Annotated in this window: 19 protein-coding genes; 15 read left to right on the top strand and 4 right to left on the bottom strand. The window is 36.4% G+C overall.

Annotated elements, in window-relative coordinates; translation table 11 throughout:
• The first annotated feature begins 36 nt into the window (after positions 1–36).
• The 3 genes from AC2A1G_RS05285 (at position 37) to proC (ending at position 2943) form a co-directional block, all read left to right on the top strand.
• The gene (locus tag AC2A1G_RS05285; protein ID WP_484045890.1) at positions 37–705 is read left to right on the top strand and encodes a DUF4290 domain-containing protein; all 669 of its coding nucleotides are present in this window, start codon (positions 37–39) and stop codon (positions 703–705) included.
• On the top strand, positions 705–2012 hold the full coding sequence (gene murA, locus AC2A1G_RS05280; protein ID WP_484045889.1) for a UDP-N-acetylglucosamine 1-carboxyvinyltransferase: 1308 nt from the start codon (positions 705–707) through the stop codon (positions 2010–2012). Before AC2A1G_RS05285 ends, murA begins: the two co-directional genes overlap by 1 nt.
• Before the next feature lie 127 nt (positions 2013–2139).
• Positions 2140–2943: a pyrroline-5-carboxylate reductase gene (proC, locus tag AC2A1G_RS05275; RefSeq protein WP_484045888.1), complete on the top strand. Its 804-nt coding sequence runs from the start codon at positions 2140–2142 to the stop codon at positions 2941–2943.
• On the opposite strand, the gene AC2A1G_RS05270 is transcribed toward proC, so the two are convergent.
• Positions 2924–3346, bottom strand: a complete 423-nt coding sequence (locus tag AC2A1G_RS05270) for a VanZ family protein (protein ID WP_484045887.1) — start codon at positions 3344–3346, stop codon at positions 2924–2926. The two genes, proC and AC2A1G_RS05270, sit on opposite strands and share 20 nt — an antisense overlap.
• A 55-nt stretch (positions 3347–3401) precedes the next feature.
• Here AC2A1G_RS05270 and lnt point away from each other — a divergent pair, with 55 nt between their 5' ends.
• The 6 genes from lnt (at position 3402) to AC2A1G_RS05240 (ending at position 7193) form a co-directional block, all read left to right on the top strand.
• Positions 3402–5042 carry an apolipoprotein N-acyltransferase gene (gene lnt, locus AC2A1G_RS05265; RefSeq protein WP_484045886.1) on the top strand — a complete coding sequence of 547 codons (1641 nt, stop codon included), beginning with the start codon at positions 3402–3404 and terminating at the stop codon, positions 5040–5042.
• Between the two features lie 122 nt (positions 5043–5164).
• Positions 5165–5407 (top strand): 50S ribosomal protein L28, encoded by a 243-nt coding sequence (rpmB, locus tag AC2A1G_RS05260; RefSeq protein WP_034760742.1) that lies wholly within the window; start codon positions 5165–5167, stop codon positions 5405–5407.
• Positions 5408–5410: 3 nt separating this feature from the next.
• Positions 5411–5593 (top strand): 50S ribosomal protein L33, encoded by a 183-nt coding sequence (rpmG, locus tag AC2A1G_RS05255; protein ID WP_027373683.1) that lies wholly within the window; start codon positions 5411–5413, stop codon positions 5591–5593.
• A 19-nt stretch (positions 5594–5612) separates the two neighbouring features.
• On the top strand, positions 5613–5765 hold the full coding sequence (locus AC2A1G_RS05250; protein ID WP_002976755.1) for a DUF4295 domain-containing protein: 153 nt from the start codon (positions 5613–5615) through the stop codon (positions 5763–5765).
• Positions 5766–5927: 162 nt separating this feature from the next.
• Positions 5928–6881, top strand: a complete 954-nt coding sequence (ftsY, locus tag AC2A1G_RS05245) for a signal recognition particle-docking protein FtsY (protein WP_484045885.1) — start codon at positions 5928–5930, stop codon at positions 6879–6881.
• A 51-nt stretch (positions 6882–6932) separates the two neighbouring features.
• Complete coding sequence (locus tag AC2A1G_RS05240; RefSeq protein ID WP_484045884.1) at positions 6933–7193, top strand: GlsB/YeaQ/YmgE family stress response membrane protein; 261 nt, start codon at positions 6933–6935, stop codon at positions 7191–7193.
• A 65-nt stretch (positions 7194–7258) separates the two neighbouring features.
• On the opposite strand, the gene sppA is transcribed toward AC2A1G_RS05240, so the two are convergent.
• Positions 7259–9013 carry a signal peptide peptidase SppA gene (gene sppA, locus AC2A1G_RS05235; protein ID WP_484045883.1) on the bottom strand — a complete coding sequence of 585 codons (1755 nt, stop codon included), beginning with the start codon at positions 9011–9013 and terminating at the stop codon, positions 7259–7261.
• A 20-nt stretch (positions 9014–9033) separates the two neighbouring features.
• On the opposite strand from sppA, the gene folK reads away from it, so the two are divergent.
• From folK to fmt, 5 genes are all read left to right on the top strand, one after another.
• Positions 9034–9462, top strand: coding sequence for a 2-amino-4-hydroxy-6-hydroxymethyldihydropteridine diphosphokinase (folK, locus tag AC2A1G_RS05230; protein WP_484045882.1), 429 nt, complete (start codon positions 9034–9036; stop codon positions 9460–9462).
• A 10-nt stretch (positions 9463–9472) separates the two neighbouring features.
• Positions 9473–10570, top strand: coding sequence for an OmpA family protein (locus AC2A1G_RS05225; RefSeq protein ID WP_484045881.1), 1098 nt, complete (start codon positions 9473–9475; stop codon positions 10568–10570).
• A gap of 67 nt (positions 10571–10637) precedes the next feature.
• Positions 10638–12098: an OmpA family protein gene (locus AC2A1G_RS05220; RefSeq protein ID WP_484045880.1), complete on the top strand. Its 1461-nt coding sequence runs from the start codon at positions 10638–10640 to the stop codon at positions 12096–12098.
• A 76-nt stretch (positions 12099–12174) separates the two neighbouring features.
• Complete coding sequence (locus AC2A1G_RS05215; RefSeq protein ID WP_484045879.1) at positions 12175–14076, top strand: RecQ family ATP-dependent DNA helicase; 1902 nt, start codon at positions 12175–12177, stop codon at positions 14074–14076.
• Between the two features lie 130 nt (positions 14077–14206).
• Positions 14207–15154, top strand: coding sequence for a methionyl-tRNA formyltransferase (fmt, locus tag AC2A1G_RS05210; RefSeq protein ID WP_484045878.1), 948 nt, complete (start codon positions 14207–14209; stop codon positions 15152–15154).
• A 120-nt stretch (positions 15155–15274) separates the two neighbouring features.
• Here the strand turns inward: fmt and ribB are convergent, their stop codons facing one another.
• Together ribB and AC2A1G_RS05200 are read right to left on the bottom strand one after the other, a co-directional pair.
• Positions 15275–16396 carry a 3,4-dihydroxy-2-butanone-4-phosphate synthase gene (ribB, locus tag AC2A1G_RS05205; protein ID WP_484045877.1) on the bottom strand — a complete coding sequence of 374 codons (1122 nt, stop codon included), beginning with the start codon at positions 16394–16396 and terminating at the stop codon, positions 15275–15277.
• A gap of 343 nt (positions 16397–16739) precedes the next feature.
• Positions 16740–17741, bottom strand: coding sequence for an LLM class flavin-dependent oxidoreductase (locus AC2A1G_RS05200; protein WP_484045876.1), 1002 nt, complete (start codon positions 17739–17741; stop codon positions 16740–16742).
• Positions 17742–18079: 338 nt separating this feature from the next.
• Here AC2A1G_RS05200 and AC2A1G_RS05195 point away from each other — a divergent pair, with 338 nt between their 5' ends.
• On the top strand, positions 18080–18631 hold the full coding sequence (locus AC2A1G_RS05195) for a YMGG-like glycine zipper-containing protein (RefSeq protein WP_484045875.1): 552 nt from the start codon (positions 18080–18082) through the stop codon (positions 18629–18631).
• Positions 18632–18668 lie beyond the last annotated feature (37 nt).

Genomic DNA, 18668 nt, shown 5'->3' with positions numbered 1-18668 from the left:
GAACATTTTTTTTATTAATCCATATATTTGCAAACTATGGAATACAACACCCAAAAAACTCAGCTTCTTTTGCCTGAATATGGCAGAATCATACAACAGTTGGTTGAGCGTTGCAAAGAGCTTCCTACAAAAGAAGAACGAAGCGAAATGGCAATGGCAATCATTGATTTTATGGGGCAGAGAAATCCGCATTTGAGAGACGAAGAAAATTATAAACATAAACTCTGGGACCACTTATATATTTTGGCAGATTATGATCTGGATGCCGATTCGCCATACCCTTTCCCAACAAGAGAAGAGCTTGCCGAAAAGCCTAAGAGAATGGAATACCCTAAACTTCAGGGAGATTTCAAATTTTACGGAAAAAGTATTCTTCAACTGATAGAAAAAGCAATAGAACTGGAACCTGGCGACGAAAAAGAAGCCTTGATTGAAGTGATTGCCAACAACATGAAGAAGTCTTACAATGTTTATAATAAAGAACACGTAACCGATGATGTGATTTTCCGTCACTTGAAAGAACTTTCATCCAACAGACTTGATTTAACCAATATTGAAGCTCTTGAAAAAAGCAAAATCTATTATGCAACTGCCAATAGAAACAACGCCAACAAGAACAATAATAACAGAAATCAAAGCAATTCTAACAACAACGTCAACAAAAGAAGATTCACAAACAACAATAACAACAAGAACAGAAGGTAATGAGCGGGACTTTTCAAATAAGAGGAGGAAAAAGACTACAGGGAGAAATCACTCCACAAGGGGCAAAAAATGAGGCGCTCCAAATTTTATGTGCAGTTTTATTAACAGATGAAGAGGTAAGAATAAACAACATTCCCGACATTCATGATGTAAACAGACTGATTGAAATCTTAGGCGATTTTGGTGTAAAAATAACTAAAAACGCTCACGGAGATTATACTTTCAAGGCAGATAATGTCAATTTTGATTACATAAAATCAAACGAATTTAAAAAAGACGGTGCCAAACTAAGAGGTTCTATTATGTTGTTGGGGCCGATGCTTGCCCGTTACGGAGAAGCGTATATGCCAACTCCGGGTGGAGATAAAATCGGAAGAAGAAGATTAGACACACACTTTCAGGGCTTAGTTGAATTGGGTGCAGAATTTCATTATGATGAGGAAGAATATTTCTATTCATTAAAAGCAAAAGAACTGAATGGAAAATTCATTCTTTTGGAAGAAGCTTCCGTTACAGGAACTGCCAATATTGTGATGGCGGCGGTTTTAGCTAAAGGCAAAACAAGAATTTACAACGCAGCCTGCGAGCCTTACCTTCAGCAACTTTGCAAAATGCTGAACAGAATGGGTGCCAACATCTCGGGAATCGGTTCGAATTTACTGACGATTGAAGGGGTAACTCAATTGAACGGAACCGAGCACACGATGCTTCCGGATATGGTGGAAATCGGTTCGTGGATTGGCCTTGCAGCCATGACGAAATCTGAAATTACTATCAAAAACGTCAACTGGAATCAGTTGGGCGTAATTCCAAATACGTTCAGAAAACTCGGAATTCAGTTGGAGCAGAGTGGCGATGACATTTACATTCCGTCTCAGGAACATTATAAAATTCAGAAATTTATTGACGGATCTATCCTTACCGTTTCAGATGCGCCATGGCCGGGCTTTACTCCGGATTTGCTTTCCATCATTTTGGTGGTGGCAACTCAGGCAAAAGGAAGTCTTTTGGTTCATCAGAAAATGTTTGAATCGAGACTCTTTTTCGTGGATAAACTGATCGATATGGGAGCTCAGATCATCTTATGTGATCCACACAGAGCAACGGTTATCGGTTTAAATCAGGAATCTCCGCTTCGTGGAACTACGATGGTTTCTCCCGACATCAGAGCCGGAAACGCACTGTTGATTGCAGCATTATCTGCGGAAGGAAAATCGATCATTCACAACATCGAGCAAATCGACAGAGGTTACGAAAACATCGACGGCAGACTGAAGGCCATTGGTGCTGACATTGAAAGAATTTAATGGAGTTAGAAGGGGAAGATGGAAGTTTAAAAACAAAATTTCACATTACTCATTGCCAATTACTCATTAATTATAAAAAACGCTTAGCCTGTCTGGGCGTTTTTTCATTTAAACAAAACACACAACTATGAAAATCGCTATCATCGGAGCCGGAAATATGGGCTTGTCTTTTTCAAAATCATTTCTGAAGTATGAACTGATCAAACCTGAAAACCTTCATTTGATTACCAGAAATGAAAATAAAATCACTAAAATAAAAGAAGAATTTCCAAAATCTGAAATTTCAATTTTTGAAAATGTATCTGAATTGGATGCAGATTTAATTATTATTGCCGTAAAACCACAGGATTTCAGGCACGCAGCGGAAAATTTTAAATTTAAATTAAAAGAAAACCAAATGGTACTGTCGATTATGGCAGGAATTAAAATTGAGAAAATTCAAACTCTGCTCAATCATAAAATGGTCGTAAGAGCGATGCCCAACTCACCTACCCTTTTGGGAATGGGAATCACGGGTTATACTGCTGCAGATGGCATTTCGTTCAGTCAATTGATTAATATTGAAAGGTTACTCAATTCTACCGGAAGATCTGTTTATCTGGAAAACGAAGAACTCTTGGATGGCGTTACAGCCCTTTCAGGAAGCGGTCCGGCCTACTTTTATTACATTGTTGACGCCATGATCAAAGCAGGAACTGAGATGGGAATTGATGAAGATTTAGCTAAACTTTTCGTGAAACAAACCATGCTCGGAGCATATCATTTAATTAATAATTCCGATAAAAACCTTGAAGAGCTCATTAAAGATGTTGCATCAAAAGGAGGCACTACTGAAGCTGCACTGAAAACATTCGACGAAAAAGATTTAAAAGGAAGTCTGAAAGAAGGAATTCTGAACGCTGAAAAACGCGCTAAAGAACTAAACGGCTAAATTTCTTTTCGATAAGCCTTCGAATCTGATATCCAATAAAAACACCGAGACTGTTTAAAAGAATATCATCAATCTCGAAAATTCCGAGGCGGGTAAAATACTGCATTCCCTCGACGATCACGATGGATGAGATAAAGGTGTACATTAAACTTTTCAAATCGTTCAGTTTCGAAAATACCCAACCTAAAAAACCGAAAGGAATAAACATCAAAACATTCCCCAAAACAATTCTCACAATATCCCACCACCGAATGGTATTTTCAATAAATTTCACCGTCGAAAAAACAGGTTCGATTCTGATGATGTTTTCATCAAACTGAAATCTCCCCATGCCCAAAAACATAAGATAAAGCAGAAATAAAGTGTAAGGGAAAATCGTAATTTGGTAAAACTTCTTTAACATCGATAGCAAAGATATTCATTTCAAAAAGACTAAATTTGCGTATTAAAGATTTTTAATGAAACATTTACTTCTCACGCTTATTGCGGCGATGCTGCTCTCGGTTTCATGGCCTACTTACGGCGTTCCTTTTTTCATATTTATTGCGCTTGTTCCGCTTTTGGTAATGGAACATGATATTTCAAAATTTTCAAAATACAGCAGAAAAAGCTGGGTGGTTTTCGGGCTTTCCTATCTCTGTTTTGTCATTTGGAATGCAGTAACTACAGGCTGGCTTTACGGCTCAAAAAATCCCGACGGAAGTCACTCGATGATGGCTGTTTTATTTCCGGTTTTGATCAATTCTTTATTGTATTCACTCATTTTCCAATGCTATCACTGGTACAAAAATGCACAGGGAACGTACTGGGGACTGGCTTTTTTCGTAAGCATCTGGATGTGTTTTGAGAAATTCCATCTGAATTGGGAACTCACATGGCCATGGCTGAATCTTGGAAATTCATTCTCAGAATACCCAAAATTAATTCAGTGGTACGATACAATTGGAGCCACCGGAGGAAGTTTCTGGATTTTAATTATCAACGTTTTCATTTTCTACACCATCAGAATCTGGCAGGCAGCTAGAAAAAGAAAGAGTTTAATCATTAATTCTTCTGTAATTGCTTTACTGATCGGTATTCCCATAATTATTTCCATTGCGAAATACAATAATTTTAATGAAAAACCAATCGGTGAAGTGAATGTTTTGATGCTTCAGCCTGAATTGGATCCTTACAACGAAAAATATCAGAAAGACAGCATTACAATTCAGAATGAACTTTTAAGTCTTGCTGAGGAACATTCAACCACAAAAATCGATTATTATATTGCACCGGAAACGGCAATTCCAGGAAGAGGTTCTATTTCTGAAACCGCTTTTGAAAAGAGCGAACTTTTAAATAATGTAAAATCATTTTTAACGAAACACCCGCAATCAGTTTTTGCATCAGGAATTTCTTCTCACAAATATTATCTTCACTCAGAAAATCTTCCGAAAGAAGCCTACCAGACAAGTTCAGGAGTCTGGGTTGAAAGCTATAATTCAGCCGTGCAAATTATTCCCAATCAGAAAGTAGAGGTCTATCATAAAGGAAAACTCGTTCCAGGGGTTGAAATTTTCCCGTATATAACTTATCTGAAACCCATTTTAGGCGATGCTATGATTAATCTTGGAGGAACAGTTGCTTCCCTCGGAATTGATAAAGAACGTGTAGCTTTTTCAAATCCTTACAACAAAGGAAAAATGGCTCCTATCATTTGCTACGAAAGTATTTACGGAGAATTTGTAACAGATTATGTAAAGAAAGGTGCCAACTTCTTCGCTATTATGACCAACGATTCGTGGTGGGGCGTAACGGAAGGTCACAGACAGCTTCTTTCTTACGCAAGAATGCGTTCCATCGAAACCAGAAGAGAAATTGCGAGAGCTGCCAATAGTGGAATTTCGGCACACATCAATGCTTTAGGAGAAATTGAGGAAGACACTTTGTACGGCGACAAAACGGCTTTGTTTGCTAAAATTAAATTGTATGAAGGTGAAACATTTTACACCAGAACCGGAGATTTTATTTCAAGAATCTGCCTTTTTGCATTTGGATTTTTATTGTTTTATTTAATTTTCAATTGGATTAAAACGAAAATCGATTCTAAAAAGGCTTAGGCTAAGATTTAAAGAAAGTTGCGTGAAAAAATTAATAAATAATTTTACAAAATATTTGTCTGTCTAAAAATTTATTCGTTATTTTGCAACCTCAAATATTATACAAATAAGAACATCGAGATATGTCAAGAATTTGCCAGATAACAGGAAAGCGTGCAATGGTTGGTAACAACGTTTCCCACGCTAATAACAAAACGAAGCGTCGTTTTGAAATTAACTTATTGGAAAAGAAATTTTACCTTCCAGAGCAAGACAAGCACGTTACGCTGAAAGTTTCAGCTCATGGATTGAGAATCATTAACAAGATTGGAATTGAAGAGGCTATCGAAAGAGGCATCAGAGAAGGATTGATTAAAAAGAACTAAATCATGGCAAAAAAAGGAAACAGAGTTCAAGTAATTCTTGAATGCACAGAGCACAAAGAAAGCGGTATGCCAGGAATGTCAAGATACATTTCTACAAAAAACAAAAAGAACACTACAGAAAGATTGGAATTGAAAAAATACAATCCGGTTCTTAAGAGATCTACCCTTCACAAAGAAATCAAGTAATTTATAAATATAATTTACCATGGCAAAGAAAGTAGTAGCAACCCTACAAAGCGGACAGTCTAAAAAAATGACTAAAGTGGTGAAAATGGTGAAGTCTTCTAAATCAGGAGCTTACGTTTTCGAAGAGAAAGTAATGAACGCAGACGAAGTAGACGGTTATTTGAAAAAATAATTACTTCGTTCTATCGAAATACAAAAACTATCCGGTTTTCGGGTAGTTTTTTTGTTATATTTGCGTGTTGTTGCCGGATGTACGATGCGGAATGATGTATGCTTTCCTTCTTTAAACATCCAACATCCTGCACCCAACATCCCGCATTAAAAATTCATAAAAATGAGTTGGTTTAAAAATATTTTTAAAAAAGAAGAAAAAGAAACTTTAGACAAAGGTTTGGAAAAATCCAATCAAGGTTTCTTTGAAAAAATGACGAAAGCCGTCGTAGGTAAAAGCAAAGTAGATGATGAAGTTCTTGATGATCTTGAAGAAATACTTATTGCATCCGATGTCGGGGCTTCCACGACCATCAAAATCATACAGAGAATTGAAGAACGTGTTGCACGAGACAAATATGTTGGCGTAAACGAACTGGATAAAATCTTACGTGAAGAAATCTCAGGTCTTCTTTTGGAAAACCCTCACGCCACCACCGGAAATGTAGACAGTTCAAAAAAACCTTACGTCATCATGGTTGTTGGTGTAAACGGTGTAGGAAAAACCACTACAATTGGAAAACTCGCACACCAGTTTAAATCTGAAGGTAAAAAAGTAGTTCTTGGAGCAGCTGATACGTTCAGAGCCGCTGCGGTTGATCAACTGGTCATCTGGAGCGAAAGAGTGGGCGTACCGATCGTAAAACAGGAAATGGGATCTGATCCTGCATCCGTTGCTTTCGATACTGTACAAAGTGCGGTTGCACAGGATGCCGACGTTGTAATCATCGATACTGCGGGAAGACTTCACAACAAAATTAATCTGATGAATGAGCTTTCCAAAATCAAAAGAGTGATGCAGAAGGTAATTCCTGATGCTCCACATGAGATTTTATTGGTTTTGGATGGTTCTACCGGGCAGAATGCTTTTGAACAGGCAAAACAGTTTACTGCGGCCACAGAAGTCAACGCTTTGGCAGTTACCAAATTAGACGGAACTGCAAAAGGTGGCGTTGTCATCGGTATTTCAGATCAGTTTCAGATTCCGGTAAAATATATTGGTGTCGGCGAAAAGATGCACGACCTTCAGCTTTTTAATGGTACAGAGTTTGTAGATTCATTTTTCAGGAAGAGATAATTGTTATCTTTTTTAAACAAACACTATTAATAACTTTAAAAAAATTATTCTATGGGATTCATTACCTGGATTATCTTCGGGCTTTTAGCCGGAGCAATCGCTAAACTAATCATGCCTGGCAAACAGGGTGGCGGATGGCTAATTACCATTATTTTAGGTATCGTTGGTGCTTTCGTTGGAGGGCTTATAGGTGTTTACGTATTACACTGGGGTGACATCGGAACTTTTTGGGATTTCAGAAGCTGGGCATTGGCTATTGGTGGTGCCATTTTGGTTATCTGGATCTATGAAATGGTAACTAAAAAGAGATAACAACAATTTAAAATCCGGCAGCTGAAATTCAGCTGCCGGATTTTTTATGAAACAATATAATTTAATTAGTCCATCTTTACCTGAAAAGGCATTTCCATTTTCACTTCAGATTTAAGCTTTTTATCTGTTAACTGCATCAAAATCTCATAGTTTGATTTTCCAATCTTATTTTTCAGAACTCTTGCAGAGATATCGTCTTCATTCATACCTTCGAAGATTTGCTCGAAAGCAGTCTTCTCTTCAGGATAAGATTTCACTTTATAATCTTTAAGATTAGCTTTTCCAGCTGCAAATTTCACGGCATCATTTAAAGATCCCAATTCATCCACAAGTCCAATTTCTTTAGCTCTTGTTCCGCTCCAGACTCTTCCACCTCCAACGGCATCAATCTGCTCAAAAGATTTTTTTCTGTTTTGAGTTACGAAATGCACGAATCTTTTATAAGTACCCTCAACACTTTTGGTAATCATCGCCACACCGTGCGGACTTAAACCATTTAATGATGAATAATACGCAGAATTGGCATTGGTAGCAACAACATCTGAGCGCACCCCGTTTTTATTGGCTAATTCTTTAAAATAAGGAAGAACTCCAAAAACACCGATTGAACCTGTTAAAGTATTCGGTTGGGAATAAATTTTGTCTGCTGCCATTGCAATGTAATAGCCACCCGAAGCCGCATAATCACCGAACGAAACAATAAGTGGTTTTTTCTTTTTCAACTGCTGCAACTCAAATAAAATTTCATCAGAAGCATTAGCGCTTCCTCCGGGAGAATTTATTCTTAAAACAACCGCTTTTACTTTTTTATCTTCCTGAAGATCTTTGATGTATTTTAAATATTTCTCAGAATAAATCTCATTGTACTCATCACCACTGTTAATAGATCCTGATGCGTAAAGCACCGCTACCCTGTCACCTGATTTTTCATCATCTTTAAATGAATCTACATATTTACCGAGAGAAATTTTTGAAAGCTTATCTTTTTCTTTAAGGTTTAATTTTGACCTTAACATCTGATCATATTCTGTTTTCTGAATAAGTTTATCAGCCAGTTTAAATTTCACACTTTCTTCAGGAATCATTCCGTAAAGGCTGTCAACAACAGTTTTGAACTGTGGAAGTTCGATCTTTCTTGAAACTGCAATTTTTGAAGAAGTGCTGTTCCAGATATCATTTAACAGGGTACTGAGTTGCTCTTTATTTTCAGGCGAAATTTCATTAGAAATAAATGGTTCAACAGCAGATTTAAATTTACCGTGACGGATTACTTCAATTCCGATACCGTACTTTTCTGCAAATTCTTTAAAGAAAGTAACTTCGGTGGACAAACCTTTCAATTCAATACCACCAGACGGATTTAGAAAATACTGATCTGCGACCGAACCTAAATAGTATGAAGACTGCGAAACATTATTTCCATAGGAATAAACAAATTTTCCGCTCTTTTTAAAATCTGCAATTGCTGCCCGAAGATCATCAATCTGTGTGATACCAGCACTTAAATCATCAGCTTCAATGCTGATTCCCTTAATATTTTTATCATCCTTCGCTTTTTTAATTGCTTCTACAGCATCGTAAATAAGAATCTCTTTATTTTTACTGCTGAAAGCAAAAACGTCTTTCTGTACTTCTGTCGGACTGTCTATAATTTTAGTTTTAAGATTGATTGTAAGTAAAGAATTTTTCTTTACCTCCACAGACGAACTGTCACTGGCAGAGCCAACGGCAATCATTACAATAAAAAAGACAAAAAATAAGCAACATAAAATAGCTACAGCCACTATATTTGCCAGAACATTTTTAAAGAAACTCTTCATAAATAATAACTTTTCCAAATATGTCGTATCATAATGCCATTTTGTTACTGGGAAGTAACATTGGAGATCAAAAAAAAAATCTAGAATTTGCTTTTGAAAGAATTACAGATAAAAACATCCTAATATTATCTAAAAGTAAATTTTTGTATTCTGAACCCGTGGAATTTGTCAGTTCCAATAATTTTTGTAATATTGCACTACGTATTGAAACAGATTTATCACCAATTCAGCTTCTTAACGGTTTAAAAGAAATCGAAAAAAGCATGGGAAGGTCGGTAGATTCGGGCAATACCCGAAACTATTCAGACAGGTTGATAGATATTGATATTGTAAGTTATGATAATTTAGTTTTCATTTGTAACAGATTAGAGATCCCTCACCACAAACATCTTTACGAAAGAGAATTTTCCAGATTATTATTAGATAGTTTATTTTTAAACAGAACATAAAACATATTGTATGAAATTAGGTTTATTATTGTTGGCTGCACTTCCTATAGCTACTTACGCACAGGACAGTATTGCAATTAGTCATTCACACGAATATCCTAACACCTTTTCTTCGGGCTCTGCCAACGTGCAGACTTTTACCAATGCTAATCGTAAGTTTAACGATTGGTCTGTTTCAATTGGTGGAGGTCCTGCATTCATGACTTTTGCAGATGTAACGTCATTCTACGGAGATAAAGTAAATTGGGGATGGAATGCTTATGCAAGTATTGATAAGCAAATTAATCACACCTTTGGAATTGATTTACAGTACCAAATGGGAGAAACAAAGCAACAGGCAGAATTGGCGACAAATCCAGCTGCCGGTCTCGCTAATGCATGGACGAAGTACAAACAAATCTCATTATTAGGAGATATTAACTTTTCAAATCTATTGAGAAGAGTTGATAACAAATCACCTTACAGATGGGCACTTCATGGATATTTAGGAGGAGGTATCATGGCTTTCAAAACAGAGCTTATTGATAACGATGCTTCAAGATGGAGCACCAATCCGCCAAGAATTCCAATCAGGAACGACCAGAAACTTGAAATTTCATCATTCTTCTGGCAGGCAGCGGTAGGTTTGAAATATAATGTATCAAAACTTGTAGATCTTGAAGCAAGAGTAATCTATATCAACAGTATGGATGAAGAATTTGATGGTGGTGGAGAAGGTAGATCTTTAGATACACCAACAGGGGACAGAATCAACTACAACCTTATTAATGACAGTTATTCAGACGGAGCGATGAGTTTCACTTTAGGTCTTTCATTTAAATTAGGTAAGCACAATACACATCTTGCATGGCATGATCCTTTACAGGAGGTTTATGGCCGTATGTATGATCTTGAAAACACATCAACAGAATTAGTTGTGTGTGAAAAAGGAGATATGGATAATGATGGTGTATGTGACGACTGGGACAGACAGCTTGATACTCCTGCCGGTGCAAGAGTTGATGGTGCTGGTGTAGCATTAGATATGGATCTTGACGGAGTCATTGATCTTTATGATAAATGTGTAACTGTAGCAGGACCACAAGAAAACAACGGTTGTCCTAAATAAAAACATCATTTAGTTAATTTAACAACTGAAATGATCAAATCAAGTAATAACAAATAAAAAATACACTATGAAATTAAGTTTAGCAATTGTTGCATTTGCTTTAGCGATCCCGACACTAAACTTTGCACAGGACTCTACAGCTGTAAGTTCTGCACAGCAATATCCAAATACATTTTCGTCCGGTTCTGCAAATGTTTCAAAATTTACTCAGGAATCTAAAAGATTCAATGATTGGTCTATTTCTGCAGGAGTAGGTGTTCCCTTAGTACAGTCTGCTGACCTTACCTCTATTAAGAATGGTAACGGTAAAAACCTTTTTGGTTACTCAATGTATGTGAGTGTAAATAAAGCAATTACACACGCATTCGGTATAAATTTACAGTACGACAGAGGTGAAACCAGACAAGGTTGGTTCAACACAAAAGATGCTGCTCCTTCTGATGCGTCTGTATACCAAAGAGTAGGTGCAAGAACTCAATACAACATGATCTCAATTTTGGGAGATGTTAATATCTCAAATCTTCTTAGAAGAGTTGATAACAAATCTCCTTACAGATGGGCATTACATGGCTATGCTGGTGTAGGAACTTTTGGTTACAAGGCTTTTCAAAAAGATGAAAAAGGTCAGAGATTAGCTACTGAAGTTAAACCTTTCAATCTTACCAATCTATTTGCGCAAGCGGGTGCTGGTTTGAAATACAAAATAAACAGAAGACTGGATCTTGAAGGAAGATTAATGTATGTATACACAGGAGATGATGAGTTCGATGGTGGAGGTGCACAATACAGTGACATCAACAAGAGAGAAGATCAAATCTCTGATAATTTCTTCAATGCAACACTTGGTTTAACTCTAAAACTTGGTAAGCATGAATCTCACTTAATGTGGCATGACCCATTGCAGGAAATCTATTGGAAGCTTGATGTTTTGGCTGAGAAAAACCAAGAAGTTGAAGTTTGTAAAAAAGGTGACTTAGACAATGATGGTGTTTGTGACGATTGGGACAGAGAATTGAACACTCCTGCTGGTGCAAGAGTTGACGGTGCAGGTGTTGCTTTAGATACAGACCTTGACGGTGTAATCGACCTTTATGATCAGTGTGTAACTGTTCCTGGTCCTGTTGAAAACAACGGTTGTCCTACAACACCAGCTGTAGTTCCAGGTACTGTAATTGAAAATGAAACAAAACTTGAAGGAATTGAATTTGATTTAAATTCAGATAGAATTTTACCTTCTAACACTCCGATTCTTAATAATGCAGTAAGCTATATCAACTCTTCTACAGGTACTTATACTGTAATCGGAGCAACTGATACAAGAGCTTCTGATGCTTACAACCAGAAACTTTCTGAAAGAAGAGCAAACAGTGTAAAGAATTATCTAATCAAAAACGGTGTTGATGCTTCTAAGCTTAATTCTGTTGGTAGAGGAGAAAAAGATCTTAAATACCCTGAATGTGACCCAGCTGAAAAATGCCCTGAATGGAAAAACAGAGCAAACAGAAGAGTTTACTTCGACGCTAAATAATAAAAATTTAATTATAAATTTAAAGTCACGCATTGCGTGACTTTTTTTGTTTCAATACTTTCCTTACATTTACTTTATGATTTCTTCACAGGATTTTAATCAGCTTAAAAGTCAGACCCTAAAACATTTTTGGGGTCACGATCATTTCAGAGATGCTCAGGAACAGATCATTGATTCTGTAATCAATAGAAAAGACACATTAGTTTTACTTCCTACAGGAGCCGGAAAATCACTATGCTACCAACTTCCATCTTTGTTGCAGGAAGGAACGTGTCTTGTAATTTCACCTTTACTGGCGTTGATGAAGGATCAGGTCAATCAATTAAAATTCAGAGGAATTGAAGCAGAATATCTAAGTTCTGAGCTTGATGAATTTGATGCAGAAGTTATTTACAACAGATGCAAAGACGGTTTAACAAAATTATTATACGTTTCTCCTGAAAGACTGACCAACAAACTCTTCGTTCAGCAGATGGAAGAAATTCAATTATCGTTTATAGCTGTAGATGAAGCACACTGTATTTCAGAGTGGGGACAGGATTTCAGACCGAGCTATCAGAATATTAAAGAGTTCAGAAAAAACAATCCCGAAATTCCTTGCTTGGCTTTGACAGCAACTGCAACTCCTAAAGTTTTAGAGGAAATTAAAACTAAACTGGAACTTAAAAATCCTCAGGTATTTCAGAAAAGTTTTAGGAGAGAAAATATTAAAATTTTCAGCGAAGAAATTTCAGATAAATATTCAAAAGTTTTTAATATTCTTAAATACGCGAAAGAATCTGGAATTATATATGTACGAACGAGAAAAGATGCTGAGCTTTTAACCGAATATCTTCACAGACACAACCTTCAAAATGTTGATTATTTCCACGCAGGATTGACGACCAAAGAGAAGAATGAAAGACAGAATTTTTGGAACAGTAGTGACCAAAATGTTTTAATCTCTACGAATGCTTTCGGAATGGGAATTGACAAAGATAATGTGCGTTTTGTCATCCACTTCTCCCCCTCTCAGTCGATTGAAAATTATTATCAGGAAATTGGCCGTGCCGGAAGAGATGGAAAAAAAAGCTATGCTTTTATGCTTTGGAATCAGCAGGAAATTTCAAACTTTGATCAAATATTACGAAATCAAATCCCAAATAAGGCAGAGTTTTTAAAAATTATAAGTTTTTTATATTCTAAATTTCAGGTAGCAGAATTTGAACTGCCGGAAAAAGTTTTTCAATTGAATATCTCCGGAATTCAGAATTTCACCAAGCTTTCAACGGCAAAAATCAAAAATGTACTGAATTTCCTTCACACACAGGAAATCATTTACCATAACAGCAATAAAAGTTTATCATCACTCGAATTGTTGATTAAACCTGATGAAATAGATCAGCTTCCGGCAAAAGATGCCTATTTTATTGAATTAATGCTCAGAAGTATTTCAGGAATTACAACGCACAAAGTGATGTTCAGCGAGCAAAAGGTCAGCGATAAAATCAGCGTGAGCATTCATCTCATCAAAGAAAGACTTAAAGAACTTCAACAGAAAAATTATCTGGAATACATCGATGGTGCTCTAGCTTCAGTAAAATTCTTAAAACCTAGAGATGAAAGATCTAATGCAGGAATTTACTGGAAACTTTTTGAACATATTCAGAAAAATAAAATCCAGAAATGGGAAGAAATGAAATTCTTTATTGAAGACAATCAATACTGCAAAATGAAATTGATTCTCTCCTATTTTGGCGAAAAAAATACTAAAAACTGTGGACAATGCACGGTTTGTGAGAAAAACAAACAATCTATTTTCGGAAAAGATGTCTCATCAGAAATCCTAAAGGTTTTAAGTAAAAAACCTGCAACGATTGAAGAAATTTCGGTTCAGTTACAATATCAGACCAAAGAAAACATTCTGGAAAACCTGATTTTCTTATTAGATTCAGGTAAAGTAAAAATGCTTAATTTCCGAACGTACGCTTTGACATAAATAATGTGCAATGAGTAATGAGCAGTCATGATTGATGAATAGTGAATAATTTATTACAAACAATATGGTTGTTATAAAATTCAGGTCTTTCAATTTCTCAATTTTGACTTCATAGTTTTATCTTTGCACAATGAAATCATTGAAAGTCGTTTTTTTAGGTACTCCCGAGTTTGCAAAGACCTCATTGGAAGCCATCCATCAGTCTCATCATGAAGTTGTAGGCGTTGTAACCGTTGCCGATAAAGCCAGCGGTCGCGGACAAAAAATAAATCAATCTCCCGTAAAAGTTTTTGCTGCGGAAAAGAATATCCCTATTTTTCAACCTGAAAAATTAAGAAATTCTGAATTTTTAGAGGAATTGCGAAAATTAGATGCTGATGTTTTCGTAGTCGTTGCTTTCAGAATGATGCCTAAAGTTTTGTTTGCAATGCCTAAAATGGGAACTTTCAACCTTCATGCTTCCCTTCTACCCGATTACAGAGGCGCTGCTCCAATCAACTATGCGGTGATTAACGGAGAAGAAAAAACAGGTGCAACCACATTTTTCATCAATGAAAAAATTGATGAAGGAAATATTTTACTGCAGGAAGAAATTCCGGTTTTGGAAGATGAAAATGCAGGACATCTGCACGACAGACTGATGGAAATGGGCTCAAAATTAGTCGTAAAAACACTGGACGGATTAGCCACAAACTCAATCGTTGAAAGACCTCAGCCTGAAGTTGAACATCCGAAAAACGCTTATAAAATCTTTAAAGAAGATACCAGAATCGACTGGACAAAAACCTCCAAAGAAGTTCATCAGTTTATCTTAGGAATGTCTCCTTATCCAGCTGCCTTCACGACTTTAAAAATTGGAGAAGAAGAAAAAGGATTAAAAATTTATGCTGGAAAATTTGAAGTTTCACAACACGGAAAACCTTTTGGAAGCTTAGAAATTTCAAAAAATGATTTTAAAATCTTTACAAAAGATGGAATCTATTATCCGTCAGAGCTTCAGTTAGAAGGAAAGAAAAGAATGAATGTCAAAGATTTTCTAAATGGATTTAAGAATTTCGACGAAATAAGAATGGCTTGAGTAAATCAAGCCATTTTTATTTCGTCGAAGTCAATTGTCAAATGTGAATTAGCTACGCTGTCAATTTAATCATTTAGAAAAATTCACTTGCGAAGCAAATTGACAATTCACAATTCACAATCAAAGCTGAACCATCTCTGTTACCTCAACATCATAACCTCCAACTTGTGGCTTAACGTCAGGATTTTGAGTGATTACTCTGAATTTATTAATCCCTAAATTCTTTAAAATCTGAGTTCCGATACCGTAATCTCTGTAATTGAATGCAGCCGTCGGATGTTTTTGTTGGCCGTCCTGATAATTGAGGAACTGCTGTAATTTTCTTAAAGTATTCTCAGAATTTGAAACATTATTGATGAAAATAATCGCTCCTTTTCCGGCTTCGTTAATCATCGAAGTTACCTTTTCCAACTGAGGTTTTTCACCGTTATTCAGTCTCGTCAAAACGTCAAAATAAGAATCAGAAGACTGAACTCGTACCAAAACAGGCTCATCAACTGTCCACGTTCCTTTTGTTAAAGCAAAGTGAATCTGATCATTAGAAGTTTCTCTGAAAGCGCAGAAATGGAAGTCTCCATACGCAGTTTTCACTTCTCTTTCTTCAATTCTTTCAATTAAATTTCCTTTTTTAAGCTGATAATGAATCAAATCTTCGATGGAAACGATTTTCATATCATGCTTTTGGGCAAAAACCTGTAAATCAGGCAAACGGGACATAGAACCGTCTTCATTCATAATTTCGCAGATTACTCCACCTTCTTTTAAACCTGCCAGACAAGTTAAGTCGATTGCAGCCTCAGTATGACCCGCTCTTTTCAAAACACCACCTTTTCTTGCACGAAGCGGGAAAATGTGACCCGGACGCATGAAATCTGTTGGTTTAGATTTCTCATCCATTAAAGCTAAAATCGTTTTTGCTCTGTCTCCTGCAGAAATTCCTGTAGAAGTTCCATCGCCTAAAAGGTCTACAGAAACGGTAAAAGCGGTTTCTTTAGGATCACTGCTGCGGCTTACCATCACATCCAATCCTAATTCATCACATCTTTTTTCAGGAAGGGGCATACAGATCAAACCTCTTCCGTGAACTGCCATAAAGTTGATCAACGCAGGTGTTGTAAGCTCGGCAGCACAAAGAAAGTCACCTTCATTTTCTCTATCCTCATCGTCTACTACTATGATTATTTTACCATTTTTAAGGTCTTCGATCGCCTCTGGAATAGTATTTAGTTTAATATCTGACATTTTTACTTTGAATTTTCGCAAAGATACTCAATAAAATAAGCATCAACAATTATTAACGGCGGTTTATAATTTCTTTAATCTACAGTATTGTTTTGACACGTGAGTCACATTAGTTTTAGCTGTAAATATTGAAAACATTTTAGAGTACATAAGATTTGAAAATCCAAGATTTTCAATAATGACATAAGAAACATGATGGTCCTTTAATTTTAAAGGAGGAATTATTTTAATTTTATAATCCCACAAACCGACTTTAAACACTCCCACCCAAAAATCTTTGATTTTTTCTCTAATATGCTCTAAAATATTTTCAAAGCTGAAAAAACTCTCTGTGACTTATGTGTCATCCAACCAAAGAGTCTTTCGCTTTTCTAATGATTTCGTACGACTCCAGTCTTTTCTGGTGGTCGTAAATGTGAGAATTAATCATCAGTTCATCCACCTGATATTTTTCCTGAAAGTTTTTGATCTGCTCAGCAATCTCTTCTTGATTTCCAATAAAACTGAATTTTAATTTCTGTAAAACCATAGACTTTTCCATAGCAGACCAAATCGCATCCATATCTTCAACCGGCGCCGGAAAAGGCTTTCTGTCATTTCTAATGATGTTGATGAATGCCTGAAACAATGTCGTGGAAAGAAAATGAGCTTCCTTAGAAGTTTCTGCGGCAACACCGTTTACACAAGCCAAAACATACGGTTTATCTAAATATTTCGAAGGCTCGAAGTGTTCTCTGTAGATTTTAAACGCCATTTCCATTTGTTCGGGAGCAAAATGTCCGGCAAAAGCATACGGCAATCCCAGTTCAGCTGCCAGCCAGGCGCTGTCGGTACTTGAACCGAGAATATACATCGGAATATCCAGACCTTCACCCGGAATCGCACGAACCAAAGCATTTGAATTTTCTTTGGAAAAATATTTCTGTAATTCCAGAACCTGTCTCGGAAACTGTTCGTTAATGATGGCAGGATTTCGCCCCAATGCCTGAGCAGTCAGACCGTCTGTTCCGGGAGCTCTTCCCAAACCCAAATCAATTCTTCCGGGGAAAAGTGATTCTAAAGTTCCGAACTGTTCGGCTATAACGAGCGAACTGTGATTAGGAAGCATAATTCCACCTGAACCGACTCTTATTTTTTTTGTTCCGTTGGCGATAAAACCAATCAGAACTGATGTTGCGGAACTGGCTATGCTTTCCATATTGTGATGTTCAGCAAGCCAGAATCTTTTATAATTTAAATTTTCAGCGAAGTTAGCCAGAGACAAACTGTCCTGAAAAGTATCGTGAATTGTTTTGCCCTGTTTTACGGGAGCTAAGTCAAGCACTGATATTTCGAAATTTTTCATGTTTAAATATTTACTCTTTAAAGGTGAATTCATTCTCCTTTAAAAATTGATTATTTTGAATTTAAGTTTAACTTACGCAAATTTAAAGCTAATAAAATTCATTAGTTACTTTTTGTAATTGAAGAAATTGATTGCTGTGTTGTGGAAAAAGCTATTAAAAATAAATTTTAAGTAGAAAACTGAAATATTTCAAAAATAAATTCTCTTGCAATGCAGTTGATAAACACGTGTTTAAGGTACCATATTTTATTTTAACATTCTTTAACTTTATTTTGGCTTCATAATTGAAATTAAGCAGGTATAAACATTCAAATGATTTTGAATATAAAATTTGCGTTATGAAAAAGATTATAGTATCAGGTTTGTTATCAGTTTTCTTGTTCACAGCCTGTAAAAAAGACGATAAAATTGCCGAGCAAACTCTTGAACAGCAAAAACTTGAATTTCAGTCGAGACAACTTGAGATTGAAAAACAGAAATTAGCTATCGAAAAAGAGAGAATGGCTTACGAGGCTCAAAAGAGATCAGACAGCCTTGCTGAAATTGAAAAACAGGAAGCAGCTGTGGCAGCTGTAGCGGCTGCAAAACCTCAGGTAATCCGTGAAACACGAACAATTTATAGAAACAGTCCTTCATCAGGTTCTTCTTCTGGAGCGGTGGCCAGCAATGGTTCCGGTACATCATCACAGGGTACAACTCAGAAAAAAGGGATGAGTAAAGCTGCCAAAGGTACAATCATTGGTACCGTAGGTGGAGCCGCAGCGGGTGCCATCATCAGTAAGAAAAACAGAGGTCTCGGTGCAGTAATCGGCGGTGTAGTCGGTGGTGCAACAGGTTATACCATTGGTAGATCTGGCGATAGAAAAGATGGTCGTGTACAACCGAGATAATTCAACCTACCAAACCACTTTTATATATTTTTTTAAC

It is taken from the genome of Chryseobacterium sp. HNCC26DJ240 (genome assembly GCF_057180485.1).
Note: the sequence above shows the minus strand (reverse complement) of the source record. Positions and strands in the feature narration are given on the sequence as shown.

Excerpts from the sequence above, each read along its gene's own strand:
- AC2A1G_RS05285 (WP_484045890.1), top strand. The coding sequence starts at position 37 with ATGGAATACAACACCCAAAAAACTCAGCTTCTTTTGCCTGAATATGGC.
- murA (WP_484045889.1), top strand. The coding sequence starts at position 705 with ATGAGCGGGACTTTTCAAATAAGAGGAGGAAAAAGACTACAGGGAGAA.
- proC (WP_484045888.1), top strand. The coding sequence starts at position 2,140 with ATGAAAATCGCTATCATCGGAGCCGGAAATATGGGCTTGTCTTTTTCA.
- AC2A1G_RS05270 (WP_484045887.1), bottom strand. The coding sequence starts at position 3,346 with ATGTTAAAGAAGTTTTACCAAATTACGATTTTCCCTTACACTTTATTT.
- lnt (WP_484045886.1), top strand. The coding sequence starts at position 3,402 with ATGAAACATTTACTTCTCACGCTTATTGCGGCGATGCTGCTCTCGGTT.
- rpmB (WP_034760742.1), top strand. The coding sequence starts at position 5,165 with ATGTCAAGAATTTGCCAGATAACAGGAAAGCGTGCAATGGTTGGTAAC.
- rpmG (WP_027373683.1), top strand. The coding sequence starts at position 5,411 with ATGGCAAAAAAAGGAAACAGAGTTCAAGTAATTCTTGAATGCACAGAG.
- AC2A1G_RS05250 (WP_002976755.1), top strand. The coding sequence starts at position 5,613 with ATGGCAAAGAAAGTAGTAGCAACCCTACAAAGCGGACAGTCTAAAAAA.
- ftsY (WP_484045885.1), top strand. The coding sequence starts at position 5,928 with ATGAGTTGGTTTAAAAATATTTTTAAAAAAGAAGAAAAAGAAACTTTA.
- AC2A1G_RS05240 (WP_484045884.1), top strand. The coding sequence starts at position 6,933 with ATGGGATTCATTACCTGGATTATCTTCGGGCTTTTAGCCGGAGCAATC.
- sppA (WP_484045883.1), bottom strand. The coding sequence starts at position 9,013 with ATGAAGAGTTTCTTTAAAAATGTTCTGGCAAATATAGTGGCTGTAGCT.
- folK (WP_484045882.1), top strand. The coding sequence starts at position 9,034 with ATGTCGTATCATAATGCCATTTTGTTACTGGGAAGTAACATTGGAGAT.
- AC2A1G_RS05225 (WP_484045881.1), top strand. The coding sequence starts at position 9,473 with ATGAAATTAGGTTTATTATTGTTGGCTGCACTTCCTATAGCTACTTAC.
- AC2A1G_RS05220 (WP_484045880.1), top strand. The coding sequence starts at position 10,638 with ATGAAATTAAGTTTAGCAATTGTTGCATTTGCTTTAGCGATCCCGACA.
- AC2A1G_RS05215 (WP_484045879.1), top strand. The coding sequence starts at position 12,175 with ATGATTTCTTCACAGGATTTTAATCAGCTTAAAAGTCAGACCCTAAAA.
- fmt (WP_484045878.1), top strand. The coding sequence starts at position 14,207 with ATGAAATCATTGAAAGTCGTTTTTTTAGGTACTCCCGAGTTTGCAAAG.
- ribB (WP_484045877.1), bottom strand. The coding sequence starts at position 16,396 with ATGTCAGATATTAAACTAAATACTATTCCAGAGGCGATCGAAGACCTT.
- AC2A1G_RS05200 (WP_484045876.1), bottom strand. The coding sequence starts at position 17,741 with ATGAAAAATTTCGAAATATCAGTGCTTGACTTAGCTCCCGTAAAACAG.
- AC2A1G_RS05195 (WP_484045875.1), top strand. The coding sequence starts at position 18,080 with ATGAAAAAGATTATAGTATCAGGTTTGTTATCAGTTTTCTTGTTCACA.